Here is a 19,503-nt window from a genome sequence, read left to right on the forward strand (position 1 = left end):
AAGTAAAGACAACCACAGCAAACAACGTCAGCGGCCCATTCGCAAAGGTGTTGCTTACGCTTTACCCTTTACTCCACAACCTTTGATCACTAACTGGGTGATAAATTCAGCGGCTTGTTGGTAATCATCATTATCTAGGCTATCTTTCTGCATGACGGTACCGATCTGCCAGCTAAAATCAGCGTAAGTCTGCGTCGCCGCCCAGATGGTGAACATTAGGTGGTGGGCAGGGACTTTATCCATCAGTCCTTGTTCACTCCAAGTCGCGAACTTATCCAACATCATCTGTGACTGCTTAAATAGCTCCTGCCCGATATCTTGTGGCAGCGCCTTAGCACCGGACATCACTTCATTAGCGAACACCTTGGACGCGTGTGGGTGGTCGCGTGAAATGCGCAGCTTAGCTTCAATGTATTGAGTTAAGGCTTCGACTGGGTCGTCGAGTTCTTCAATCGGGCGAGAGGCTTCCAGCAACGGCTGAGTCACCGTCTGGAGTACGGCATAGTAGAGCTTGTCTTTGCTGCTGAAGTAGTAGAACACATTGGGTTTAGGGATATCCGCGGCTTTTGCAATATCCGCCATCTTTGTCGCTGCGTAGCCATGGCTGGCAAATTGTTCACTCGCGACATCGATAATCAATCCCTGATTTTTCTGCCTGATACGAGACATTGTTATTCCCTATACATCTGGTGTAACAACATACTAAACAATATGTTAAGAGAGACAAAGTGATGAGGCTAAAAAAGCCCGCAATATCACGAATGTTAATCGCTTCAACACCCCGTCGAACCCTCATTTAAATTGTATACAAATTAAAAATGCCATGTTCGATGGTTAAATCTCTCAATATAGCAACCCCTATTGCCATATTTTTTCAACATAGAATATTTAACCTAAGTGATTGCTAACCCCATAAGACCAAGCAATCATTGTTTTATATAAATTATCTTTACGTAAAAATAATTGATCAAACATGCAATTGAAAAATAAATGTTAAATACTCTTTGATTGTTTGCCAATTTTCTCATATAAGTATTCATGTGAGGTTATTTTGTATACAAAATAGATCAATATTGTTTAAAGGAGGCGAACAATGATTTTGAACGATCCAGCCGAAAGAGAAGACACTGCCTGTCTGAAGGTTGTCGGTCATACAGACAAGCCAGGCTATAAGGAGATCCTGTCAGATGAAGCCCTTTCTTTTCTGACCGTATTGATACACAGATTTGGCGCCCGTCGTCACGCTTTACTGCAAGCACGCGAGGAACAGCAAAAGCTATACGATGCAGGCGCATTGCCAGATTTCAGAACCGACACGCAAGCGATTCGTGATGACACATCGTGGAAAGTGGCCCCACCACCACCAGAGCTATTGGATCGCCGCGTAGAGATTACCGGACCAGTTGACAGAAAAATGGTCATCAACGCTTTGAATTCCGGCGCAAAAGTCTTTATGTGCTGCTTTGAAGATGCTTCTTCTCCAACATGGGAAAACATGGTCGAAGGGCAAATCAACCTCAGAGACGCCAACGCAGGCACCATCAGCTACTTTGACGATAAAAAAAATAAGCAATATAAGCTGAATGCCAACCCTGCCCTACTGATCGCTCGTCCACGCGGCCTGCACCTGCCAGAGCAATCAATCCAATTCAATCAGCAAGCGATTCCAGGCTGTCTAATGGATTTCGCTTTGTACTTCTATCACAACTACCTGACCCGAGCGCAACAAGGGCTGGGCGTTTACTACTACATTCCTAAGCTTGAAAGCATGGAAGAAGCAGCGTGGTGGGAGGACGTATTTACTTTCACCGAAGATCACTTCGGCGTGGCTCGTGGCACGATCCGCGCGACGGTACTGATCGAAACCCTGCCCGCTGTGTTCCAGATGGAAGAAATGCTCTATGCCATGCGCGATCATATTGTGGCGATGAACTGTGGCCGCTGGGATTACATTTTCAGCTACATCAAAACGTTGAAAAACCATCCAGATCGCATCCTGCCAGATCGTCATGTGGTCGGTATGGATAAAGAGTTTCTCAATGCTTACAGCCAGTTATTAGTCAGAACCTGCCACCAGCGTGGGGCGTTGGCCATGGGCGGCATGTCGGCCTTTATTCCAACCAAAGACCCGCAGGAGATGGAACGCGTGACCGCCAAAGTGATTGAAGATAAAGAACGCGAATCGCGCAATGGTCACGATGGCACTTGGGTGGCTCACCCTGCTTTGGTCGACTTGGCGATGTCTGTGTTTGATAAACACCTTGCAGGCAAAGTCAATCAGCTTGATTTTGTCAGCCCTACGCACGAAATCAGCGCAGAGCTGCTGCTTAAACCGTGTCAAGGCTCGCGTGACGAAGCTGGGGTGCGCAAGAACATTCGCATTGCCCTTTACTACATTGAGGCATGGATTCAGGGTTCAGGTTGTGTGCCTATCTATGGCCTGATGGAAGATGCCGCAACCGCCGAAATCTCACGCGCAAACATCTGGCAGTGGATTCATCACGGCGTCAAGCTGGATGACGGCCAGACCTTCAACAAACAATTATTCCACACGTGGTTGTATCAGGAACTCGACACTATCAAACAGGAAGTGGGTGAGGCTCGCTATGCGGCAGGCCGCTTTGAACAAACTGCTGACCTTTTCTATCAGTTGTCTACCGCACAAGCGTTCGCCACCTTCCTGACCTTACCGAGCTACGAGCTTCTGCAAGGAGCCGCGTAAACAACAAATCAGCAGATAACATGGGAAGTTTAACTCCAGAACAAGCACTAGCCGTTATTGACGGTACATTTCAGGCTGGACAACAGAGCCACAGCGCTGCTCTGGTGGTCGGTGTCAGTGGAGATATCTTCTAACCTCGACGAAAGCTGCGCCTTGCTTGGTATCACTCACGCTGACCTGTTCTGTGACGAGAACGCGGCATAACTCTTGATAAAAAAGCGGCTACGGCCGCTTTTTGTCATCACTCTTAACGGTCAACCACGGTACCACCCCATCACTGCCGACGAAATAACATAACAAACTAGCGTCTGCCCTTGTTTAAGAAACGATTTAAAAACGTCAGCCTAGAGGGTGGTAATGTAAAAGCCATCACTATCATAAACACCAATCCAATAAAGCTATACCAATCCGTAAAGGCAGAGTTATCTGTCTCGAATATGAATAACCAGTTTCTTACAAAGGTTTTGTAAAACGTTAAGGAGTAGTGTTGACTACCGAATTGAACACCAACAAGAAAATAGATAATAAAGAAAATCACTTTATCTTTGCGCAGATACAGTTCAGAGAGATAGTGGCAAATAATCACACCGAATAAACTGACAAAGACGTACAGCCAAATAGACATTATTGTTCACCATGAGTGTCAGCGCGGGCCAACATCAGAGGATGGCTAGCCTTGTTATTGCAACCGGTGAAGTAGTCACCGAAGGCAACTCGGTCTTTCATCATCTCAACCATCGCATGTGCGAGCCTCATCCATAACCTAAGCCGTCTGAGAAACATTAACATCACCATAGATTAACAAACTAGCGTCTGCCCTTGTTTAAGAAACGATTTAAAAACGTCAGCCTAGAGGGTGGCAATGTACAAACCGTCACTATCACGAACACCAATCCAATAAAGCTATACCAATCCGTATAGGCAGAGTTGTCTGCTTCGAATAAGAATAACCAGTTTCTTACAAAGGTTTTGTCGAACGTTAAGGAATAGTGCTGGCTACCGAATTCAACAAAAACAAGAAAATAGATAATAAATAAAATCACTTTATCTTTGCGCAGATACAGTTCAGAGAGATAGTGGCAAATAATCACACCGAGCAAACTGACAAAGACGTACAGCCAAATAGACATTATTGTTCACCATGAGTGTCAGCATGGGCCAGCATCAGAGGATGGCTAGCCTTGTTATCGCAACCGGTGAAGTAGTCACCGAAGGCAACTCGGTCTTTCATCATCTCGACCATCGCATGTGCGAGCCTCATCCAGAACCTAAGCCGTCTGAGAAACATTAACATCGCCATAGATTAACAAACTAGCGTCTGCCCTTGTTTAAGAAACGATTTAAAAACGTCAGCCTAGAGGGTGGCAATGTACAAATCGTCACTATCACGAACACCAATCCAATAAAGCTATACCAATCCGTATAGGCAGAGTTATCTGCTTCGAATAAGAATAACCAGTTTCTTACAAAGGTTTTGTCGAACGTTAAGGAGTAGTGTTGACTAAAAAAGTTAGCAAAAGCAAAAAGATAGATAATAAAGAAAATCACTTTGTCTTTGCGCAGATACAGTTCAGAGAGATAGTGGCAAATAATCACACCGAGCAAACTGACAAAGACGTACAGCCAAATAGACATTATTGTTCACCATGAGTGTCAGCGCGGGCCAGCATCAAAGGATGGCTAGCCTTGTTATTGCAACCGGTGAAGTAGTCACCGAAGGCAACTCGGTCTTTCATCATCTCGACCATCGCATGTGCGAGCCTCATCCATAACCTAAGCCGTCTGAGAAACATTAACATCGCCATAGATTAACAAACTAGCGTCTGTCCTTGTTTAAGAAACGATTTAAAAACGTCAGCCTAGAGGGTGGTGTTGTCAGGAGCATAACTATCACGAACACCAATCCAATATAGCGATACCAATCCGTATAGGCAGAGTTATCTGCTTCGAATAAGAATAACCAGCTATTAAGGAAGGCTTTGTCAAATGTTAAAGAGTAGTGTTGACTAAAAAAGTTAACAAAAACAAAAAAATAAACAATAAAGAAAATCACCTTGTCTTTGCGCAGATACAGTTCAGAGAGATAGTGGCAAATAATCACACCGAATAAACTGACAAAAACGTACAGCCAAATAGACATTATTCATCCCCTTCAAAATAGGGGCTGATCGCAGATGCAGCGGTTACCGTGTTTGCTCCCGACTCAAACCATAGCGATCCTTTTGACATCGAACGCCACCCTTTGGCATAGTCTCGTTTAAAGTATCGAAATAACATAAGCTGTTCTGAGTCTGGCATATTGGTCCATTTTTGAACGACTCGCTTTTTGGAAACCAGGCCATATCCGCTTGTAGCAAGGTCCACAACGGCATAAGCGGCGTCACCATCTCGTTTACTCAAGCCAAGAGATGAGGCTGCTTTGTGATATTGCTTGCGCAACAGACTATTACTATTTCCATATTTGCCAGTGTACTCTCCTTTCCAGTTTTGAATTATATTTCCTGTCATATTGTATGAGTTTTCATAAATATTGTTACCACCATGCGCCATCATTGGCATGCCTACCGTACTGCACCAAGATGCCCCCGCAATAGAGAAAATCGAGCTGGTCACACACCCCCCATAACCGACCGACAATTGCCCAATCCCCGCCACTAGACCTATACCATACACACCTAACTCCAAGGCTTGATCAATCAGGCTTTGACGTTCTCTTTTTACAAGTCGGACAACCCTCTCCCCAACTAAAATACCGTTCTCGTAGTCTCGCAATAGACATTTTCCAAGAAAACGATACTGCTCTCGAAACTCATGCTGAATGGTAGGGTCAGACAAGTGCGTCAGACTGTATGTGTTGGCTTGTTGAAGCAGCCCACGGACAATCATTTTCACCTCATCTTGGGTGATTTCACCTCGACTTGAGCTCATCGTTCGTCCTTATCCCTAACGTCTGAGAACGCTTGAAGCCATGAGGAAAAAGCGCCAGTATTGGCTCCTATATGCCTCCAACTGATGTCTCGGTATGAGATCAGCATGGTTTCATTCATTTCGTTGTCGTTGAAGTCAATAACATGTGGCATATGTGTCGATAAAGAACGTATCAGCGCCCCTGTCAGCTTAATTTCGTAAAACAGTTCGCTGCCACCTTTAGAGCTTGGACGGTAGAAATTTAAGCAACATTTGAGTTCATCCCCATCAGAACAAGCCTGAGCGAGAATCGGACTGGCCTTATCTATCTTTTTCACTATTTGAATCGGGTGATGAATAGCCTTGTTATCGTAATCGATGGAATGAGAGAAAGACAAAACGGTGATTTGATCTTCATGACCAGATTGGTAGCTGTTCCCCATAGATAGGGGGTATTACAAGCATGAGACAGACATCCGTTGTCGACACTCTCTATTGAAAGAAAAGCTCTTGTAGACATGTTATACCTCCGATAAAAAAATTAACGTACCAAACCTGGTTAAAAATCGCACTATTGCATATCGACCCGAAAAAGCGGTCAAAAAACAACCAAATCTTAATTAATGACAGTATTTTGTACTGAAAAGCTAGAGGTAATGCCACTATTGACTGGTATATCGACAGTTAGAGCCAAGCGTTGACGAAAATAATATCTTCCGGTATGTGATGTCTAATCAAAAAAAAAAGATTGAAATTACACCAATTCGAGGGAAATATGCGCCACGTGTCATTCTTCATATCATGTACGCACGGCTCATAAGGTGCGAAGAGGGTAGAAGCATCATCCATGACCTAGGTCGTCTGAGAGATGTTGCCGTCACTGCATGTCATGATAACTAAAACGGGCTAAGCTTAACCCGATGAACGCCCATCGGGTTGCGATAGGAGGTTATTCGAACTGAGTCTGCCAACCTTTGAGGATTTGATTAATCTGACGCTTCTGGTTTGAGTTCATGCCTTTTACCAGTTTATGCTGTACTTGAGCATGCTCTTCAATGATTTTATCAATCAAGGTAAACCCTTCATCCGTCAGTTGCACGGTGACACTGCGGCGGTCTTGTTTACTGTGCTCACGCGCAATGAGGCGTTTGGACTCCAACTTATCAAGACGATTTGTCATCGCACCAGAAGTGAGCATCATAGAATCGATTAATTCAGAAGGGGTTAGGCGAAATGGTGAACCACTGCGCCGTAAGGTGGCCAAGACATCAAACTCACCCAGCTTTAAGTCATAGCGCTTGTGCAATTGCGTGACTTCCGTTTCCATATGTTTGGCAATTCTGAGCAGCCTGCCCATGATGGCCATGGGTTCAGTATCTAATTCGGGCTTTTCCTTTGCCCATTGTTCGACCACTCTATCTATAGCGTCCATGAACTGGTTTCTCCACTAACAAAATGACGTATCGAAGTATCTTAACATAAAGATACTTTACAAACAGAACTTTTAGGCGTACATTCACGCAAAATATCTTAACGTAAAGATAAAAATTATGAATATATTACTGGCGATGATCCCCGCTTTCTTCTGGGGTACAACATACGCAGTGACACAATATAGCTTGACTGATTGGCCTCCCCTACTGCTGGGAGCCATTCGCGCACTTCCTGCCGGGCTCTTGTTACTGATGATTAAACCGTCTCTGCCAAAAAAAAGGAGACTGGCAAATTCTCTTCAGTCTTGGACTGATTAACATTGCGACCTTCTTCGGGCTGATTTTTGTTATGGCATTGACCTTGCCTTCGGCAATTTCCGGTGTGGGTATGGTGTCTGTCCCCGTGTTTGCCATGGTGTACAACTGGGTAGTGAACAAAACTCGCCCTAGCTCGATTCAGGCTGTCTGTGGTGCGGCCCTAGTGGGTCTGGCGTGGATGTTGTTCTCTCCAAACTCGATTAGCCTCAATCCGATTGGTTTGGGGGCGATGCTCGCTGCCATCATGTGTATCGTTGCGGGTAGCTCCTTGACCAAGTCATTGGGCAACCGCATGCACTGGTGGACCGTACTGACATGGCAGCTGATTCTCGGCGGCGCGATTCTGTCTGTCGCGGCAGGGTTTCAGGCAGTCGTGGACCCAGCGCAATACAGCAACGCACTAGGCAATTTCTCGCTTAGTAATGGCTTAGGTTTATTGTGGGTCGTCGGTCTCAACACCGCATTGGGTTACGGCATGTATGTGTGGCTTTTGCAACGCATGACTGTGGTGGACTTTACCTTTGGCGGCATTGCCAACCCAATTGCAGGTATCGTAACGGGTCTGGTGCTGCTGGGTGAATCTTTTACCCCACTCCAGTACAGCCTGATGAGCGGTATGATCGTGATGTCTCTGCTACCACAGGCAATACTGGCGCTGAGACAAAACAAACCGTCACCAACGCAGTGCCAATCAAGCTGAGTAATTCGACCTATTGCAAAGGGCCACTTTTGATGTGGCCCTTTTTGATTGACTGCACGTGTCAGGAAACAATGACTGGCTGCTCAGTTGCAGCAAGATAGTGAATCCACTCTTCCACCGGCAGAGGTTTGGCAAAGTAGTACCCTTGCGCAAATCGGCAACCAATCTGCCGCAGAGTAGCAACGTGAGATTCAGTTTCGACTCCTTCTGCAATCACCGAAAATTCAAGAATCTGCGCCAATTTAAGCACCGCTCGGGTGATCTCGTAGTCAACTTTTGAGGAATTCACATCTTCGATAAAGCTCCGGTCAAGCTTGATGCAATCTGCTGACAGATTTTTGAGTACCGACAGTGATGAGTAGCCAGTGCCAAAATCATCAATGGCAATCTTGTAGCCTTTCTCACGCAAAGTCGCAATGGTTCGAACGCAGGTTTCAAAATCACGCATCATATCGCGCTCAGTGATTTCCAGTAACAGCTGATGCGGCTGGCAGTCGGTGTCATCTAATATCTGTTGCAACTGCTGAGCTAAATCCGTTCGATAGAACATCCGCGCTGAAAAGTTAATAGAGAACAACAAGCCTTGTAATTCAATGCCATCACGTTGCCATTGGGTGATCGAATTCGCGACTTTTCTGAATACCCATGTGTCGATCTCAGTGATTAAATCCGTTTTCTCAGCCACTTCAAGAAATTCAGCTGGTGGAATCATCCCCAATTTAGGGTGATTCCAGCGAACCAGAGCCTCGGCCCCAACAATGGTGTTTGAGTCTAAATCCACCTTGGGCTGGAAATACACCACCAGCTCATCATTGGCTATCGCTTGGCGAAGGCCCATATTGGTCTCGACTAAGTCCGTCACTTCATGGGTCATCTTATCCGCGTAGACTTTGTACTGATCGCGGCCACATCGCTTGGCATGATACATAGCCGTATCCGCATTACGAACCAAAGTTTCACCATCTTTACCATGAAGTGGGAATTCACATACACCAATGCTGGTAGAAACAAAAATCAAGTTGTCTTCGATGTAATAAGGTTTGCGCAATGCCTTGTTGATTCGCTCTGCGAGTAATTCACCATCTTTAAGGTTGGCGTTAGAGATAACAATCATAAACTCATCACCGCCCATGCGTGCGACAAACCCTGAATCTCCAATTATCTTCATCAGAATTTCCGACATGTTAACCAATAGGTTGTCCCCAGAGGCATGACCTAAGGAATCATTGATGGTTTTGAACTCATCGGTATCAAGATAAAGCAAAACAAACGATTCGCCATTTTTGGTACTCTGTGCGATTTCACGTTTGAGCTTTTTCGTCGCGAGTAGGCGATTAGCCAGACCGGTCAAAGGGTCATGATGCGCGAGAAAGTCGAAGTTCTTTTTCTCATCATGCAGTTCTAAGTAAGCATCTGACAGGCGTGAGGCCATGTTGTTGTAGGCGCTTTCTATGTGTCCCCATTCGTCTTTGCGTCCTAGAATCGATGGGCTTTTTGATCGAGTCGGACTCAAGACGATCAAAGCCGTCTTTTAAATCATCAAGTGGTTTTCGGATATGACGACGCACCACGTGGCTCACCAGCAGCACAGATAGCAGTACCGCAGCAAAGCTCATCGTCACCGCATTGAGCCGCGATGCTTCGATATCTTTTTCCAGCTTTTTAGTTAACTCAAGCGCCTGATTGAGTACGCGCGCTTCGGTATTCTCCACCATGTTCAGTAGCTGAGTTTGTGCGTCCACCAGCGATGCCATCACTATCCAACGCTGCTCTAGGTTAGCGCGGATACGTCTCAAAGCCGAGTTATAGCGCTTGACCGTACGATGGATACGCTGCTTTTCTAGCACCACCGCTTCTGTTTTAATGTCGACGTTTTCCAGATGAAGCAGGAAGATATCAAGCTCTTTTTCGACCTCGATCAACAGCACTTTTTCTGTTTCAGGAGTAATTCTGCTGTGAATATCCCCGACCATTTTACCAGCGGAAAGAAACGCTTCTCTCAGCATGTTGACTAAGTCTAACTCATTGTTGTACCGCATAAAGTCAGGCTCATTGATGTGGCGAAGCTTGCTGTCAGCAATCGCCAGTTCTAGTTTATCCAGCTGCTCCGCTAGGGTTTCATCGATCTCGTGAGTCTGTTTAAGTATGCGGTTTAGCGCTAGCGAACTGCCAAGAAATCGATGAAAGCTTTCGATAAACGCATCTATCCTCAACGAGAACGCTTGGTTGGTCGAGAGGTCGCGTAACCTCTGCAACTGGAAATCGACATTAAATGCTTCTTCTGACAAGGTCGTTTCACTGAAGAGAAATGTCTGTTCAAGCAGTTTTACTCTGGAGGTGAGCGCAAAAACGCGCCGACTGATCTCTGAATTGACGATCAGATCGGACACATGTGACGTAGTTTCCGTTTTTAGGGTCGACTCGACAGAATGAAGTGAGCGAATGACCATAAATACCGCGAAACTAACGATCAACAAAGAGAACAAGTTAGCAATGATCAGGCGCTGAGTTAGGTTAATGTGGCTGAATTTCATTGCGGCTTCCATATGCTGAGATACGCTTCGCGATAGCCATTTTGTGGGTCATATATCCCGCTATCTTTTGGGCTGATTAACTCTGCAACATTGTCAGGTGTCACAAGGTGTACAGGCGCGGAGTAGCCGCTTGGCGGCATGTTATGAAAAGCTCGATTAAGCTCATCAATGATTTGCCACCCCTGTAAGTAAAGGGGCTCAGGTACAGTAGCCAGTTGAAAGGTGTCGCTATCGATACGTTTGTAGGCGGCTTTGCTGCCATCGCCAGCAGAAATGTTCTCAGGCACCGGTTTATTGGCTTCTAAAATCGACTCCAAAGAAGGAATCGCATAATCGATATACAAATCATTGATAGCCAGTATGTGGGTGATCTCATCACCATGTTTTTCCCACAATTGATCGAGAACAGCAGGCATTTGTTGAGCAATTTTATCCAAGGGTAACGCTTTGAGTTCTAACACCTTACAGGTTGCACATCGCTCAATAGCCGCAACCATAGCATCCGACTTAATCGTTGCAATCTTGTAGTTCGGATCAGTAAATACCAACGCATTAACATGGCGATTAGAATTCACAATCGCCAGCAAAGCAGCCACTTCTGCAACAGCCAATGGATCGGTGGTGATGTTAGTGAACAAGCCAATATCAGCGTTGCCCCCAGCGAGCTCCGTGGCATGCCAACCGATCACCGTAATACCTAAACTTTCAGCCAACTTGAGGATACGCTTATGTCGGTGTGCATCAATCCCACCTAACACAATCGCATCGGGTTCAAAACCAATCGCCTTTCTTATCGCCGCGCCCTGGCGAACTTCTGAGCCAAGGCCGTCAATAAATCTTAAGTGCCAATCAAGGTGAGATATCGCTTCAGACATACCTCTCGCCACTCCATATACACCGCCATTACGAAGGTCTGAAGCAACGAAAATAATGTTTCTTTCACGAACAATTTTAGGGCCTATTTTCGGACCATCCCACGCCTGATCGCTGGCTATCGCGAGCGCTACTTTCTCTTTGGCATAGGTGAAAAAATCGATGTCAGTCGAACTAGCAAATAACGGCAAGCTACAAACAGTGGCGAGCAATAGGCTCGCCACACTTAAGAATTTATGCATACTTAGTATAAAAATCTTTAACTCATAATTTTTATATATTTATAATAATGTTAATACACAATCAAAACATTTGGTAACAAGTATGCGATTTCACATCAATAAAGTGCTAACAGCCGCACTGACTGGCACTTTATGCGTTTCATCTTTTGCTTTTAGTTCCGACCCTTCCCAAACTCAACAAGATCAAAAGAAGTTGGAAACGTTTCAAAAGACAGTGAGCGGCGCTGCAGTTCCTGTCACTAAAACTGCAGCCGAGAAATCAGTAAAAATCGCCTTAATTTACCCAAGTGCCGATATCTCTGATTTCTGGGTACGTAACTATACTGCACTAATCGAACGCCTTAAGGATCTCGAAGTCCCTTTTAAAATCGTTCAGTACACCTCAAAACAAATTGAGCACTCATTGCAAACTCAATATACCCAACAGGTGTTAAACGCTGCGAAGCCTTACGATTTTGTTATTTTTGGCCCGTCAGAGCTTAGTCTGCAATCAGGAAACATCCAGAAGTTGTCCGCCTCTAATGATTTCAAAACCTTTATTTGGGCGTTTCATACCCCAGATTCACAATGGCAACACCAGCCCGATGCATGGTTTGACTTTTCTAGCACGATGGGGGCAGAAGTATTGTGTCAACATGTCATCAAACATCTAGGCAACGAGGTCGACTTTGCTGCTAACCGAGGTATTCCTGGCATTACAGATACCCAGCGTTCCCAAGGGTTTATAGATTGTGTAAGAGAAAAAGGTAACTGGTTCACAACCTACGAGCACTTCGGCCAATACCAAAAACTGGGCGGCGCTGATGGTGTCAAGCTGGTACTGGATAACTTCCCTGAAGTTACTATGATCCATAATGCGAACACAGCGATGACAATGGGCGCCATTGATGCCCTAGCTGAAGCAGGGAAACTCTCTGACATCTATGTCACCGGTTGGGGTGGCACGGCAAAGGAAATAGAAAAGATACGCTCTGACGAACTGGATGCCACTCCGATGCGCATGAGTGACGACCTTGGTGTAGCGACCGCAGAAGCGATAAAATTTCATTTGGAAAATCGAGCCGATGAAATTCCACTGATCTACCTTGGTCGCATCAGCGTGGTACACAATGAAATGGAGAATGCAGAGCTCGATAAGCTGACTCATGAAGCCTTTCGTTATTCAGGAGTCAGTCACTAGCTAAGTCTCTATAGTCCAACAAACCTCAATGCATGACATTGTTATCGCATTGAGGTTTACACTGTAAACATCAATTCTCAACGATTAGTCAACGTAAATAGGCTTATCTGGGTTGGCCAAATAATCAAACATCATTTCAATGTCTTCGGCCAAAACACGCCCTTGGGACAGTTGAGGAAGCTCATCCGGTGCAAAAAATTCAATTTCAGAAATCTCAATATTAGTCGTGGCTTCACCAGATACAAAATCACACAGAAAGAACATCTTATAGATATGAAACGGAAACTCTGGCTGATAGTCATGCACTGCACGATCTTTCACCGCAACCAGCCGAGGGTTGTTCACCACATAGCCCGACTCTTCCAATACTTCACGTACAACACCGGCTTTCGGTGTTTCACATACGTCACCCCAACCTCCGGGTAGCGTCCAGCAATCATCTTCTCTTTCTCTGACTAAGAGTATTTTTCCATCCTTAATCACGGCAGCGCGTAGGTCTATTTTTGGTGTTGGGTAACCTGATTCCGGAATAAACAGTTTCTGTACCTGCTCAACTGGGCTACCACTCAAATGAGCAAACATTTGATGGGCAATCTCATCTAACTGACGGTAGCGCTCCAGATCGTATTTATCTCTACCATACGTTTCGCCGGCCTGTGCGATGGCTTTAATTTGTTTAGCCCAATCTAACCACGGTTGCATTCACGATTCCCTGCAAAAATCCAAACTTAGCGCCCATAGTAACCCATTCACTGTGCAATGATTCACTTATCGTCTCACTACTGACTTTTTTTCACCAGATTCTGACCAAGCTCCATTGCGCAATAACTCATAGAAGCACCGCGCTGCTGGGCCGGTTTTGGCCCCTTTGGGTAGAGTAAGATGAAGCGGGACTTGATAACAGTCACTCTCCTCCACATTAAGTACCTGCAACTGTCCTTGATTTCGCTTGGCAATAATGTGAGTCGGCAAACGGCAAAAACCCACACCCTGCTCTACCGCCCGAAAGGCGTGGTCAAAGTTATCAACAGTAATTCTCTGGTTGGATTTCAGCCAGCCGACATTTTGCGCCTGCTCATTGGTTTGAGACGCGCCAAGATCGCGAATAACGATCTGACAATGCGTTGCGAAATCAGCCATAGTTAAACTCGCTTGCTGAGCAAGCGGGTGTTCGGTCGACACAACAGGAACCATGCTGGTCAGCGAAAATGCCTGAGCCGGATAGTTAGTCACTGGCAGGGTGATGATGGCAATATCAGCCTGTGCACTAGTGACCATGTCAGATGTTTTCGATAGTGACGTTTCCACAACCTGAATCGAAGTCGCGCTGTTTTGCCTGAGGTAATATGCCATTGGACGATAGAGCAAAGACGGATCGCACAAGTGATCCATTGCAACAATTATTTCAGACTCAACGCCATCTGCCATCTGCTGGCTAAGATCCTCAAGTTCTCTTGCCTGATCCAGCATGCTATTTGCTCTACGCAGCAGAGACTGGCCATGCTCAGTCAATGTTGCTCGCTTACCTTTTACTTCAACAAGCTGAACACTGAGTTGCTCTTCCAGCTTTTTGACCGAGTAAATTAAGGTCGTGTGGCTCTTATTGAGCACGACCGCGGCAGCCTGAATGCTACCAGCTCTTTCTATCTCACGAAGCGTGACCCATTGCTCTAACGTGCTTTTTAATCTCACCGCTTTCACCTGTCAGTTTTTTAGACATTTATACGCAAAATTATGAACTTTTCTGTTTATTTTTTATAGATAAAAATCATCCCAACAGCAACCAAACACCACTTACGGAGAAACCATCATGAAACTATTACAAGTCGATTTTGAATACCACGGTCCGATGGGAGAAGAAATGTCTCAGGCGCTGATAGAGCTAGCTGAGTCAATCAATCGCGAACCGGGCATGATCTGGAAAATCTGGACTGAGAGTGAAGCTAAAAAGCTCGGCGGAGGAATATACCTGTTTGAAGATGAAACCAGCGCTCAACGCTATCTTGAGATGCACGCTGCACGCTTAAAACAAATGGGGGTCGCAGAAGTACGCGGCATTATCTTCGACATCAACCAACCACTGACAGCCATAAACCAAGGCCCTGTCAATCAGCAGGTAGCACAATGAACAACAAAACCTTCCTAACCCTACATGGCGGTATTTATACCGCCTTTGCTATCGCTCTGTTTTTTCTGCCCCATGTGATGTGGCCGATGTATGGCGTAGAAATCAATGATCGATACGCCTACTTCTTATCTCAACATACCAGCATCTTTTTGGGCGGGGTGGCCGCTGTCAGTTTGTTGCTGCGCCACATTGAACACAGAGAAACAATGCGTCAGCTGTTTAAAGCTCTGGTGGTGACCAACCTACTTGGCGTAGTGATCACCGGTTACGCAGGGTTTATCGGCATTTTTGTCGGTTTTGGCTGGAGTGACCCGGCGTTTTTCACTCTGCTGACCATACTGAGCTATCGGCAACTCGCCCAGCAATAACGTAGTGACGAGCGCCTCTTATGATTAGGCGCATCGTCCTTGTCTCGCCTTTCATCCATTTACTGCGTAGAATACGCGCTCTTTTCCATCCCCAAACATTGATAGGCAGACAAGTTTGCACACAGTAGAACAACTAAGAAATGGCCAGCTGGCAGGCATTCTGCGCCTTCAGCTTTCTGAGCAATTAACTGAGTTACCACGAGAGATCTTAACGTTATCTGACAGCTTAGAGATCCTCGATGTGTCCAACAATCTACTGTGCGAACTGCCAGAATGGCTGACCGAGCTTACCCAACTCAAGATTGTTTTTGCTTCCAATAACCGCTTTACCCGTCTTCCTTTGGTGCTCGGCCAATGTGAACGGTTAGAAATGGTTGGCTTTAAGAGCAATCAAATTGTCCGTGTGGCGGAAGAATCTTTACCAGAACAACTCCGCTGGCTGATTCTGACCGATAACCAGATAAAGCAGCTACCAGAATCTTTGGGCCACAGACCACGACTGCAAAAACTGGCGTTAGCGGGTAACCAGATCACGGCTCTACCAAAGAGCTTTAAAAATTTGTTTAATCTAGAGCTAGTCAGGCTGTCAGCCAACCAACTCGATGTGTTTCCTCAAGTCTTGCTTGAGCTGCCAAAGCTGGCTTGGATGGCGTTTGCGGGCAACCCATTCTGTGAGCGTCTGTCGCATAACGAAAGTGTCCCTCAGATCTCATCGGCCAGTTATTCACTCAATCACGTGCTTGGCCAAGGCGCTTCTGGGGTTATCTCACACGCAGACTGGCTCGATAGGGATTTTGATTTCCCTGCAGAAGTCGCGGTAAAAGTGTTTAAAGGCGAAGTAACCAGCGACGGCTACCCGCAAGATGAGTTGCAAGCTTGCCTGCAGGCAGGGCTACACACGAATCTAGTCAAATCGATTGCACAGGTGAACGAAGATGATCACCTTGCGCTGGTCATGGAGTTGATCCCATCGGATTATTTTAATTTGGGATTACCGCCGACTCTGGATACCTGCACGCGTGATGTATTCAAACCGGAATTGACCCTTAGTGTCGAAAAGATCGAATACATCGTTGATCAAATGCTCAACGTTTTCAGCCACCTGCATGACAACAAAGTCTGCCATGGTGATTTGTATGCCCACAACGTTTTGATCAATCGACAAGGTGAGATGATATTCGGCGATTTCGGCGCCGCCTCAGTGTACGACTATCTGACTGATGCTCAGCAGCAAGGTGTACGCCGCGTTGAGGCCAGAGCTTTGAGCCACTTTATTGAGGACTTACTGTCAGTTTGCGATCATAACGACATAGGCAGCACCAGTTACCAACGCTTAAGTAACATGATGCGTTTGGCGGGCTAACGAATGTATGGGTGAGTCACTTTGGCTCACCCGATTTGATCGATTTCGTCTTGTAAGGCTTCCAGCTGTTCAAGAATGGCTAAAAATTTCTCTCCGAACTCTGTCACCTGATACTCCACCCTTGGTGGCAACTCGTTATAAATCACTTTATCGAGTATTCCAAACTCCACATTGCGCTTAAGACACTGGTTCAACACCTTCGTCGATAGCCCCTCAACATTGCGCACCATTTCTCCCGGTCGATTTACCCCTGCAGCGAGTAATTGATAGACCGTTAGCGACCATTTGCAGCCATAGATTGCTTCCACCATTCGCGCGCTGCTTTGGGGGCAGTTTTTCTCGTAAAAAGTTTTTCTTTGTTATTCATAAAGATGGACCAAAAAGTACCTACCCTACTGATTTGTACTTACTATTCAGTGATTTACATTGCTCCTAATATTAGCATGTCCGAATCAATCAGGAGAAAGAAAAATGACATACAGTAATCACGGTACCGCACTCATCATCGGTGGTTCGAGCGGCATGGGTTTTGAAACCGCCAAGCTACTGCTACAAAATCAAGTCCCAGTCACGCTAGTAGGCAGAAGTGCCGACAAGCTCGCACAGGCGGCTAGCGAGCTTGGTGAGTTGGGCATGGTAAAAACGCACCAGGTAGATTTGTATAATGCTGACTCTGTCTCGCAACTTGTACAGGAAATCCAAGATTCCCAGCAAACCATCGGCTATTTGGTCAATGCCGCGGGTTACTTTAATCCCAAAGCCTTCATTGACCATACTGAACAGGATTATGATCGCTACCACCAGCTTAATAAGGCGATATTTCAAATCACGCAGGCCGTTGCGCAAAAGATGATTCAGGCCAACCGTGGTAGTATTGTCAATATTGGTTCCATGTGGGCGAAACAAGCGATTAAAGCCACACCTTCTTCCGCCTACTCGATGGCTAAAGCGGGTCTGCATGCACTGACTCAGCACTTGGCGATGGAGTTGGCTGATTACAATATTCGAGTCAACGCTGTCTCGCCAGCCGTGGTCAAAACGCCCATCTATGAAGCGTTTATTGACCCTAAAGACGTCGATCAGGCTTTGGAAAGCTTTAACGATTTTCACCCGATAGGTCGAGTCGGAACCGCGACGGATGTGGCGAACAGCATCAGCTTTTTACTTTCGGATCAGGCGAGCTGGGTGACAGGCGCTATCTGGGACGTGGATGGCGGCGTGATCGCTGGCCGTAACTAATGCATATCAACCTAAGGAGTAACTGATGCTCAATATGAACTTTGCCCAGCGCGTCGTCATTGATACTGAGTCGATGCCTTGGGTTGCTAGCCCAGCCAAAGGCGTTTGGCGCAAACCGCTAGAGCGAGAAGACGCGGAATCCGGTCATACAACCAGTGTCGTCCGCTACGATGCGGGCTCTCGTTTCAACACGCATCCACATCCAATGGGAGAAGAAATATTCGTCTTGGAGGGTATCTTCTCCGATGAACAGGGGGACTACCCCGCAGGCACCTATCTGCGTAACCCACCCGGCAGTCAACACGCTCCTTTCAGCGATCAAGGCTGTACCATCTTGGTGAAACTGAATCAGTTTGATGAGAGAGATAACGCGAGCATCAGAGTGAACACCCACATGCAAGCTTGGTTACCTGGAATTGGCGGCCTTGAAGTGATGCCATTGCATGAGTTCGAACATGAACACGTCGCTTTGGTGAAATGGCCAGCGGGAGAAAGATTTCAGCCGCATCGACATTTTGGCGGTGAAGAGATCTTTGTCCTATCAGGAGAGTTCGCCGACGAACATGGCCGCTACCCAAAAGGGAGCTGGTTACGTAGCCCACATATGAGCGAGCATTTTCCTTTTGTTGAGCAGGAAACCATCATTCTGGTCAAAACAGGGCACTTGCCCTTATTACGCTAAATGATTCGATAACATGGCCATCTGGTTAACTTAGATGGCCAGTTCAATCACCCTATTTTCCACCAGCGATATCGATGAACGAACCGGTCACAAACGACGCTTCGTCAGACAGCAGCCATGCGATCGACTGAGCAACCTCTAGTGCCGTACCACCACGCCCAAGCGGAATTTGAGAAGCGAGTCGGTCTACACGTCCTGGTTCACCGCCATCGGCGTGCATCTCAGTGTAAATGCAGCCCGGCCTGACGCCATTGACTCGAATATCACGTTCAGCCAGCTCTAGAGACAAACCTTTAGTTAAGGAATCCATCGCTCCTTTCGATGCGGCATAATCGACATATTCAAACGGAGCTCCCGTTCTTGACGCTGCCGAAGAGACGTTGACAATAGCTCCTGACGCATCCAGTTGATTGATAAACGCTTTGCAGCACAGGAAACAACTCACCACATTGGATTCCATCACCTGTCTAAATCGGCCTACATCGACCTTATTCAATGTCGTTTGCTGGAACAATACACCGGCGTTGTTCACCAGATGAGTCACCACACCAAAACGAGCCTTGACGACACTGAACATGGTTGCAACTTGATCTTCATCCGACACATCCGCCTGAAGCGCGAACGCACGACCACCCGACTGAGTTATCGCCTCCACCACCTCATCAGCACGCTGGTGGTTTTTAAGATAATTGACACACACCGCGTAGCCCTGCCGCGCAAGAAGCTTGGCGGTTTCTGCGCCAATTCCTCTTCCCGCTCCTGTAACGATGACCACTTTATCCATCTGCTCGTCCTTTCCTTATCTTTTCTATTA

General features: G+C 46.3%; 19 protein-coding genes and 4 pseudogenes. 9 read left to right on the forward strand and 14 right to left on the reverse strand.

Translation table 11 applies throughout. From position 1 onward, the window contains the following. Positions 1-54: 54 nt before the first annotated feature. Entirely contained in the window at positions 55-669 is a 615-nt protein-coding gene (locus KW548_20285) for a TetR/AcrR family transcriptional regulator (protein QXX09376.1), read from the reverse strand. A gap of 427 nt (positions 670-1,096) precedes the next feature. On the opposite strand from KW548_20285, the gene aceB reads away from it, so the two are divergent. Next, positions 1,097-2,722, forward strand: a complete 1,626-nt coding sequence (gene aceB / locus KW548_20290; GenBank protein ID QXX09484.1) for a malate synthase A — start codon at positions 1,097-1,099, stop codon at positions 2,720-2,722. A 20-nt stretch (positions 2,723-2,742) separates the two neighbouring features. After that, positions 2,743-2,926, forward strand: a pseudogene (locus tag KW548_20295) (hypothetical protein). A 97-nt stretch (positions 2,927-3,023) separates the two neighbouring features. On the opposite strand, the gene KW548_20300 reads toward KW548_20295, so the two are convergent. From KW548_20300 to KW548_20330, 7 genes and pseudogenes are all read right to left on the reverse strand, one after another. After that, on the reverse strand, positions 3,024-3,347 hold the full coding sequence (locus tag KW548_20300; protein ID QXX09377.1) for a hypothetical protein: 324 nt from the start codon (positions 3,345-3,347) through the stop codon (positions 3,024-3,026). 181 nt (positions 3,348-3,528) lie between these two features. Further along, positions 3,529-3,852, reverse strand: a complete 324-nt coding sequence (locus KW548_20305; protein ID QXX09378.1) for a hypothetical protein — start codon at positions 3,850-3,852, stop codon at positions 3,529-3,531. A gap of 181 nt (positions 3,853-4,033) precedes the next feature. Beyond that, positions 4,034-4,357 (reverse strand): hypothetical protein, encoded by a 324-nt coding sequence (locus KW548_20310; protein ID QXX09379.1) that lies wholly within the window; start codon positions 4,355-4,357, stop codon positions 4,034-4,036. Positions 4,358-4,538: 181 nt separating this feature from the next. Continuing rightward, positions 4,539-4,862, reverse strand: a complete 324-nt coding sequence (locus KW548_20315; GenBank protein QXX09380.1) for a hypothetical protein — start codon at positions 4,860-4,862, stop codon at positions 4,539-4,541. Continuing rightward, the gene (locus tag KW548_20320) at positions 4,862-5,650 is read right to left on the reverse strand and encodes a DUF4225 domain-containing protein (protein QXX09381.1); all 789 of its coding nucleotides are present in this window, start codon (positions 5,648-5,650) and stop codon (positions 4,862-4,864) included. The genes KW548_20315 and KW548_20320 overlap by 1 nt, the downstream gene beginning before the upstream one ends. Further along, positions 5,647-6,149 (reverse strand): annotated as a pseudogene (locus KW548_20325) (Hcp family type VI secretion system effector). The gene KW548_20320 and the pseudogene KW548_20325 overlap by 4 nt, the downstream one beginning before the upstream one ends. 429 nt (positions 6,150-6,578) lie before the next feature. After that, positions 6,579-7,061: a MarR family transcriptional regulator gene (locus KW548_20330; protein ID QXX09382.1), complete on the reverse strand. Its 483-nt coding sequence runs from the start codon at positions 7,059-7,061 to the stop codon at positions 6,579-6,581. 118 nt (positions 7,062-7,179) lie between these two features. On the opposite strand from KW548_20330, the pseudogene KW548_20335 reads away from it, so the two are divergent. Continuing rightward, a pseudogene (locus tag KW548_20335) lies at positions 7,180-8,080 on the forward strand (DMT family transporter). 61 nt (positions 8,081-8,141) lie between these two features. On the opposite strand, the pseudogene KW548_20340 reads toward KW548_20335, so the two are convergent. Both KW548_20340 and KW548_20345 read right to left on the reverse strand, forming a co-directional pair. Next, a pseudogene (locus tag KW548_20340) lies at positions 8,142-10,614 on the reverse strand (EAL domain-containing protein). Next, positions 10,611-11,729 (reverse strand): substrate-binding domain-containing protein, encoded by a 1,119-nt coding sequence (locus tag KW548_20345; GenBank protein ID QXX09383.1) that lies wholly within the window; start codon positions 11,727-11,729, stop codon positions 10,611-10,613. The pseudogene KW548_20340 and the gene KW548_20345 overlap by 4 nt, the downstream one beginning before the upstream one ends. Positions 11,730-11,811: 82 nt before the next feature. On the opposite strand from KW548_20345, the gene KW548_20350 reads away from it, so the two are divergent. Continuing rightward, positions 11,812-12,909: a substrate-binding domain-containing protein gene (locus tag KW548_20350; protein ID QXX09384.1), complete on the forward strand. Its 1,098-nt coding sequence runs from the start codon at positions 11,812-11,814 to the stop codon at positions 12,907-12,909. 84 nt (positions 12,910-12,993) lie between these two features. Here KW548_20350 and KW548_20355 read toward each other — a convergent pair whose 3' ends face one another. Next, a complete protein-coding gene (locus KW548_20355; GenBank protein QXX09385.1) occupies positions 12,994-13,611 on the reverse strand; it encodes an NUDIX hydrolase in 618 nt (205 codons plus the stop codon). Between the two features lie 66 nt (positions 13,612-13,677). Further along, entirely contained in the window at positions 13,678-14,601 is a 924-nt protein-coding gene (locus tag KW548_20360; protein QXX09386.1) for a LysR family transcriptional regulator, read from the reverse strand. Positions 14,602-14,719: 118 nt separating this feature from the next. On the opposite strand from KW548_20360, the gene KW548_20365 reads away from it, so the two are divergent. The 3 genes from KW548_20365 (at position 14,720) to KW548_20375 (ending at position 16,768) form a co-directional block, all read left to right on the forward strand. Continuing rightward, positions 14,720-15,037, forward strand: coding sequence for a monooxygenase (locus KW548_20365; protein ID QXX09387.1), 318 nt, complete (start codon positions 14,720-14,722; stop codon positions 15,035-15,037). Beyond that, a complete protein-coding gene (locus tag KW548_20370) occupies positions 15,034-15,405 on the forward strand; it encodes a hypothetical protein (GenBank protein QXX09388.1) in 372 nt (123 codons plus the stop codon). The genes KW548_20365 and KW548_20370 overlap by 4 nt, the downstream gene beginning before the upstream one ends. 115 nt (positions 15,406-15,520) lie before the next feature. Then, entirely contained in the window at positions 15,521-16,768 is a 1,248-nt protein-coding gene (locus tag KW548_20375; GenBank protein ID QXX09389.1) for a leucine-rich repeat-containing serine/threonine-protein kinase, read from the forward strand. A gap of 26 nt (positions 16,769-16,794) precedes the next feature. Here KW548_20375 and KW548_20380 read toward each other — a convergent pair whose 3' ends face one another. Further along, the gene (locus tag KW548_20380; protein QXX09390.1) at positions 16,795-17,079 is read right to left on the reverse strand and encodes a helix-turn-helix transcriptional regulator; all 285 of its coding nucleotides are present in this window, start codon (positions 17,077-17,079) and stop codon (positions 16,795-16,797) included. Positions 17,080-17,239: 160 nt separating this feature from the next. Here KW548_20380 and KW548_20385 point away from each other — a divergent pair, with 160 nt between their 5' ends. Both KW548_20385 and KW548_20390 read left to right on the forward strand, forming a co-directional pair. Continuing rightward, positions 17,240-18,007, forward strand: a complete 768-nt coding sequence (locus tag KW548_20385) for an SDR family oxidoreductase (GenBank protein QXX09391.1) — start codon at positions 17,240-17,242, stop codon at positions 18,005-18,007. 25 nt (positions 18,008-18,032) lie between these two features. Beyond that, complete coding sequence (locus tag KW548_20390) at positions 18,033-18,689, forward strand: cupin domain-containing protein (GenBank protein QXX09392.1); 657 nt, start codon at positions 18,033-18,035, stop codon at positions 18,687-18,689. 52 nt (positions 18,690-18,741) lie between these two features. Here the strand turns inward: KW548_20390 and KW548_20395 are convergent, their stop codons facing one another. Then, positions 18,742-19,473, reverse strand: a complete 732-nt coding sequence (locus KW548_20395) for an SDR family oxidoreductase (protein QXX09393.1) — start codon at positions 19,471-19,473, stop codon at positions 18,742-18,744. Between the last annotated feature and the right edge of the window lie 30 nt (positions 19,474-19,503).

This window comes from Vibrio neptunius, from assembly GCA_019339365.1.
GTDB classification, from domain to species: Bacteria; Pseudomonadota; Gammaproteobacteria; order Enterobacterales; family Vibrionaceae; genus Vibrio; species Vibrio neptunius.

Bases quoted from the DNA above. Each gene is read 5' to 3' on its own strand.
- KW548_20285 (QXX09376.1), bottom strand. From the start codon at position 669: ATGTCTCGTATCAGGCAGAAAAATCAGGGATTGATTATCGATGTCGCG.
- KW548_20300 (QXX09377.1), bottom strand. From the start codon at position 3,347: ATGTCTATTTGGCTGTACGTCTTTGTCAGTTTATTCGGTGTGATTATT.
- KW548_20305 (QXX09378.1), bottom strand. From the start codon at position 3,852: ATGTCTATTTGGCTGTACGTCTTTGTCAGTTTGCTCGGTGTGATTATT.
- KW548_20310 (QXX09379.1), bottom strand. From the start codon at position 4,357: ATGTCTATTTGGCTGTACGTCTTTGTCAGTTTGCTCGGTGTGATTATT.
- KW548_20315 (QXX09380.1), bottom strand. From the start codon at position 4,862: ATGTCTATTTGGCTGTACGTTTTTGTCAGTTTATTCGGTGTGATTATT.
- KW548_20320 (QXX09381.1), bottom strand. From the start codon at position 5,650: ATGAGCTCAAGTCGAGGTGAAATCACCCAAGATGAGGTGAAAATGATT.
- KW548_20330 (QXX09382.1), bottom strand. From the start codon at position 7,061: ATGGACGCTATAGATAGAGTGGTCGAACAATGGGCAAAGGAAAAGCCC.
- KW548_20345 (QXX09383.1), bottom strand. From the start codon at position 11,729: ATGCATAAATTCTTAAGTGTGGCGAGCCTATTGCTCGCCACTGTTTGT.
- KW548_20350 (QXX09384.1), top strand. From the start codon at position 11,812: ATGCGATTTCACATCAATAAAGTGCTAACAGCCGCACTGACTGGCACT.
- KW548_20355 (QXX09385.1), bottom strand. From the start codon at position 13,611: ATGCAACCGTGGTTAGATTGGGCTAAACAAATTAAAGCCATCGCACAG.
- KW548_20365 (QXX09387.1), top strand. From the start codon at position 14,720: ATGAAACTATTACAAGTCGATTTTGAATACCACGGTCCGATGGGAGAA.
- KW548_20370 (QXX09388.1), top strand. From the start codon at position 15,034: ATGAACAACAAAACCTTCCTAACCCTACATGGCGGTATTTATACCGCC.
- KW548_20380 (QXX09390.1), bottom strand. From the start codon at position 17,079: ATGGTGGAAGCAATCTATGGCTGCAAATGGTCGCTAACGGTCTATCAA.
- KW548_20385 (QXX09391.1), top strand. From the start codon at position 17,240: ATGACATACAGTAATCACGGTACCGCACTCATCATCGGTGGTTCGAGC.
- KW548_20390 (QXX09392.1), top strand. From the start codon at position 18,033: ATGCTCAATATGAACTTTGCCCAGCGCGTCGTCATTGATACTGAGTCG.
- KW548_20395 (QXX09393.1), bottom strand. From the start codon at position 19,473: ATGGATAAAGTGGTCATCGTTACAGGAGCGGGAAGAGGAATTGGCGCA.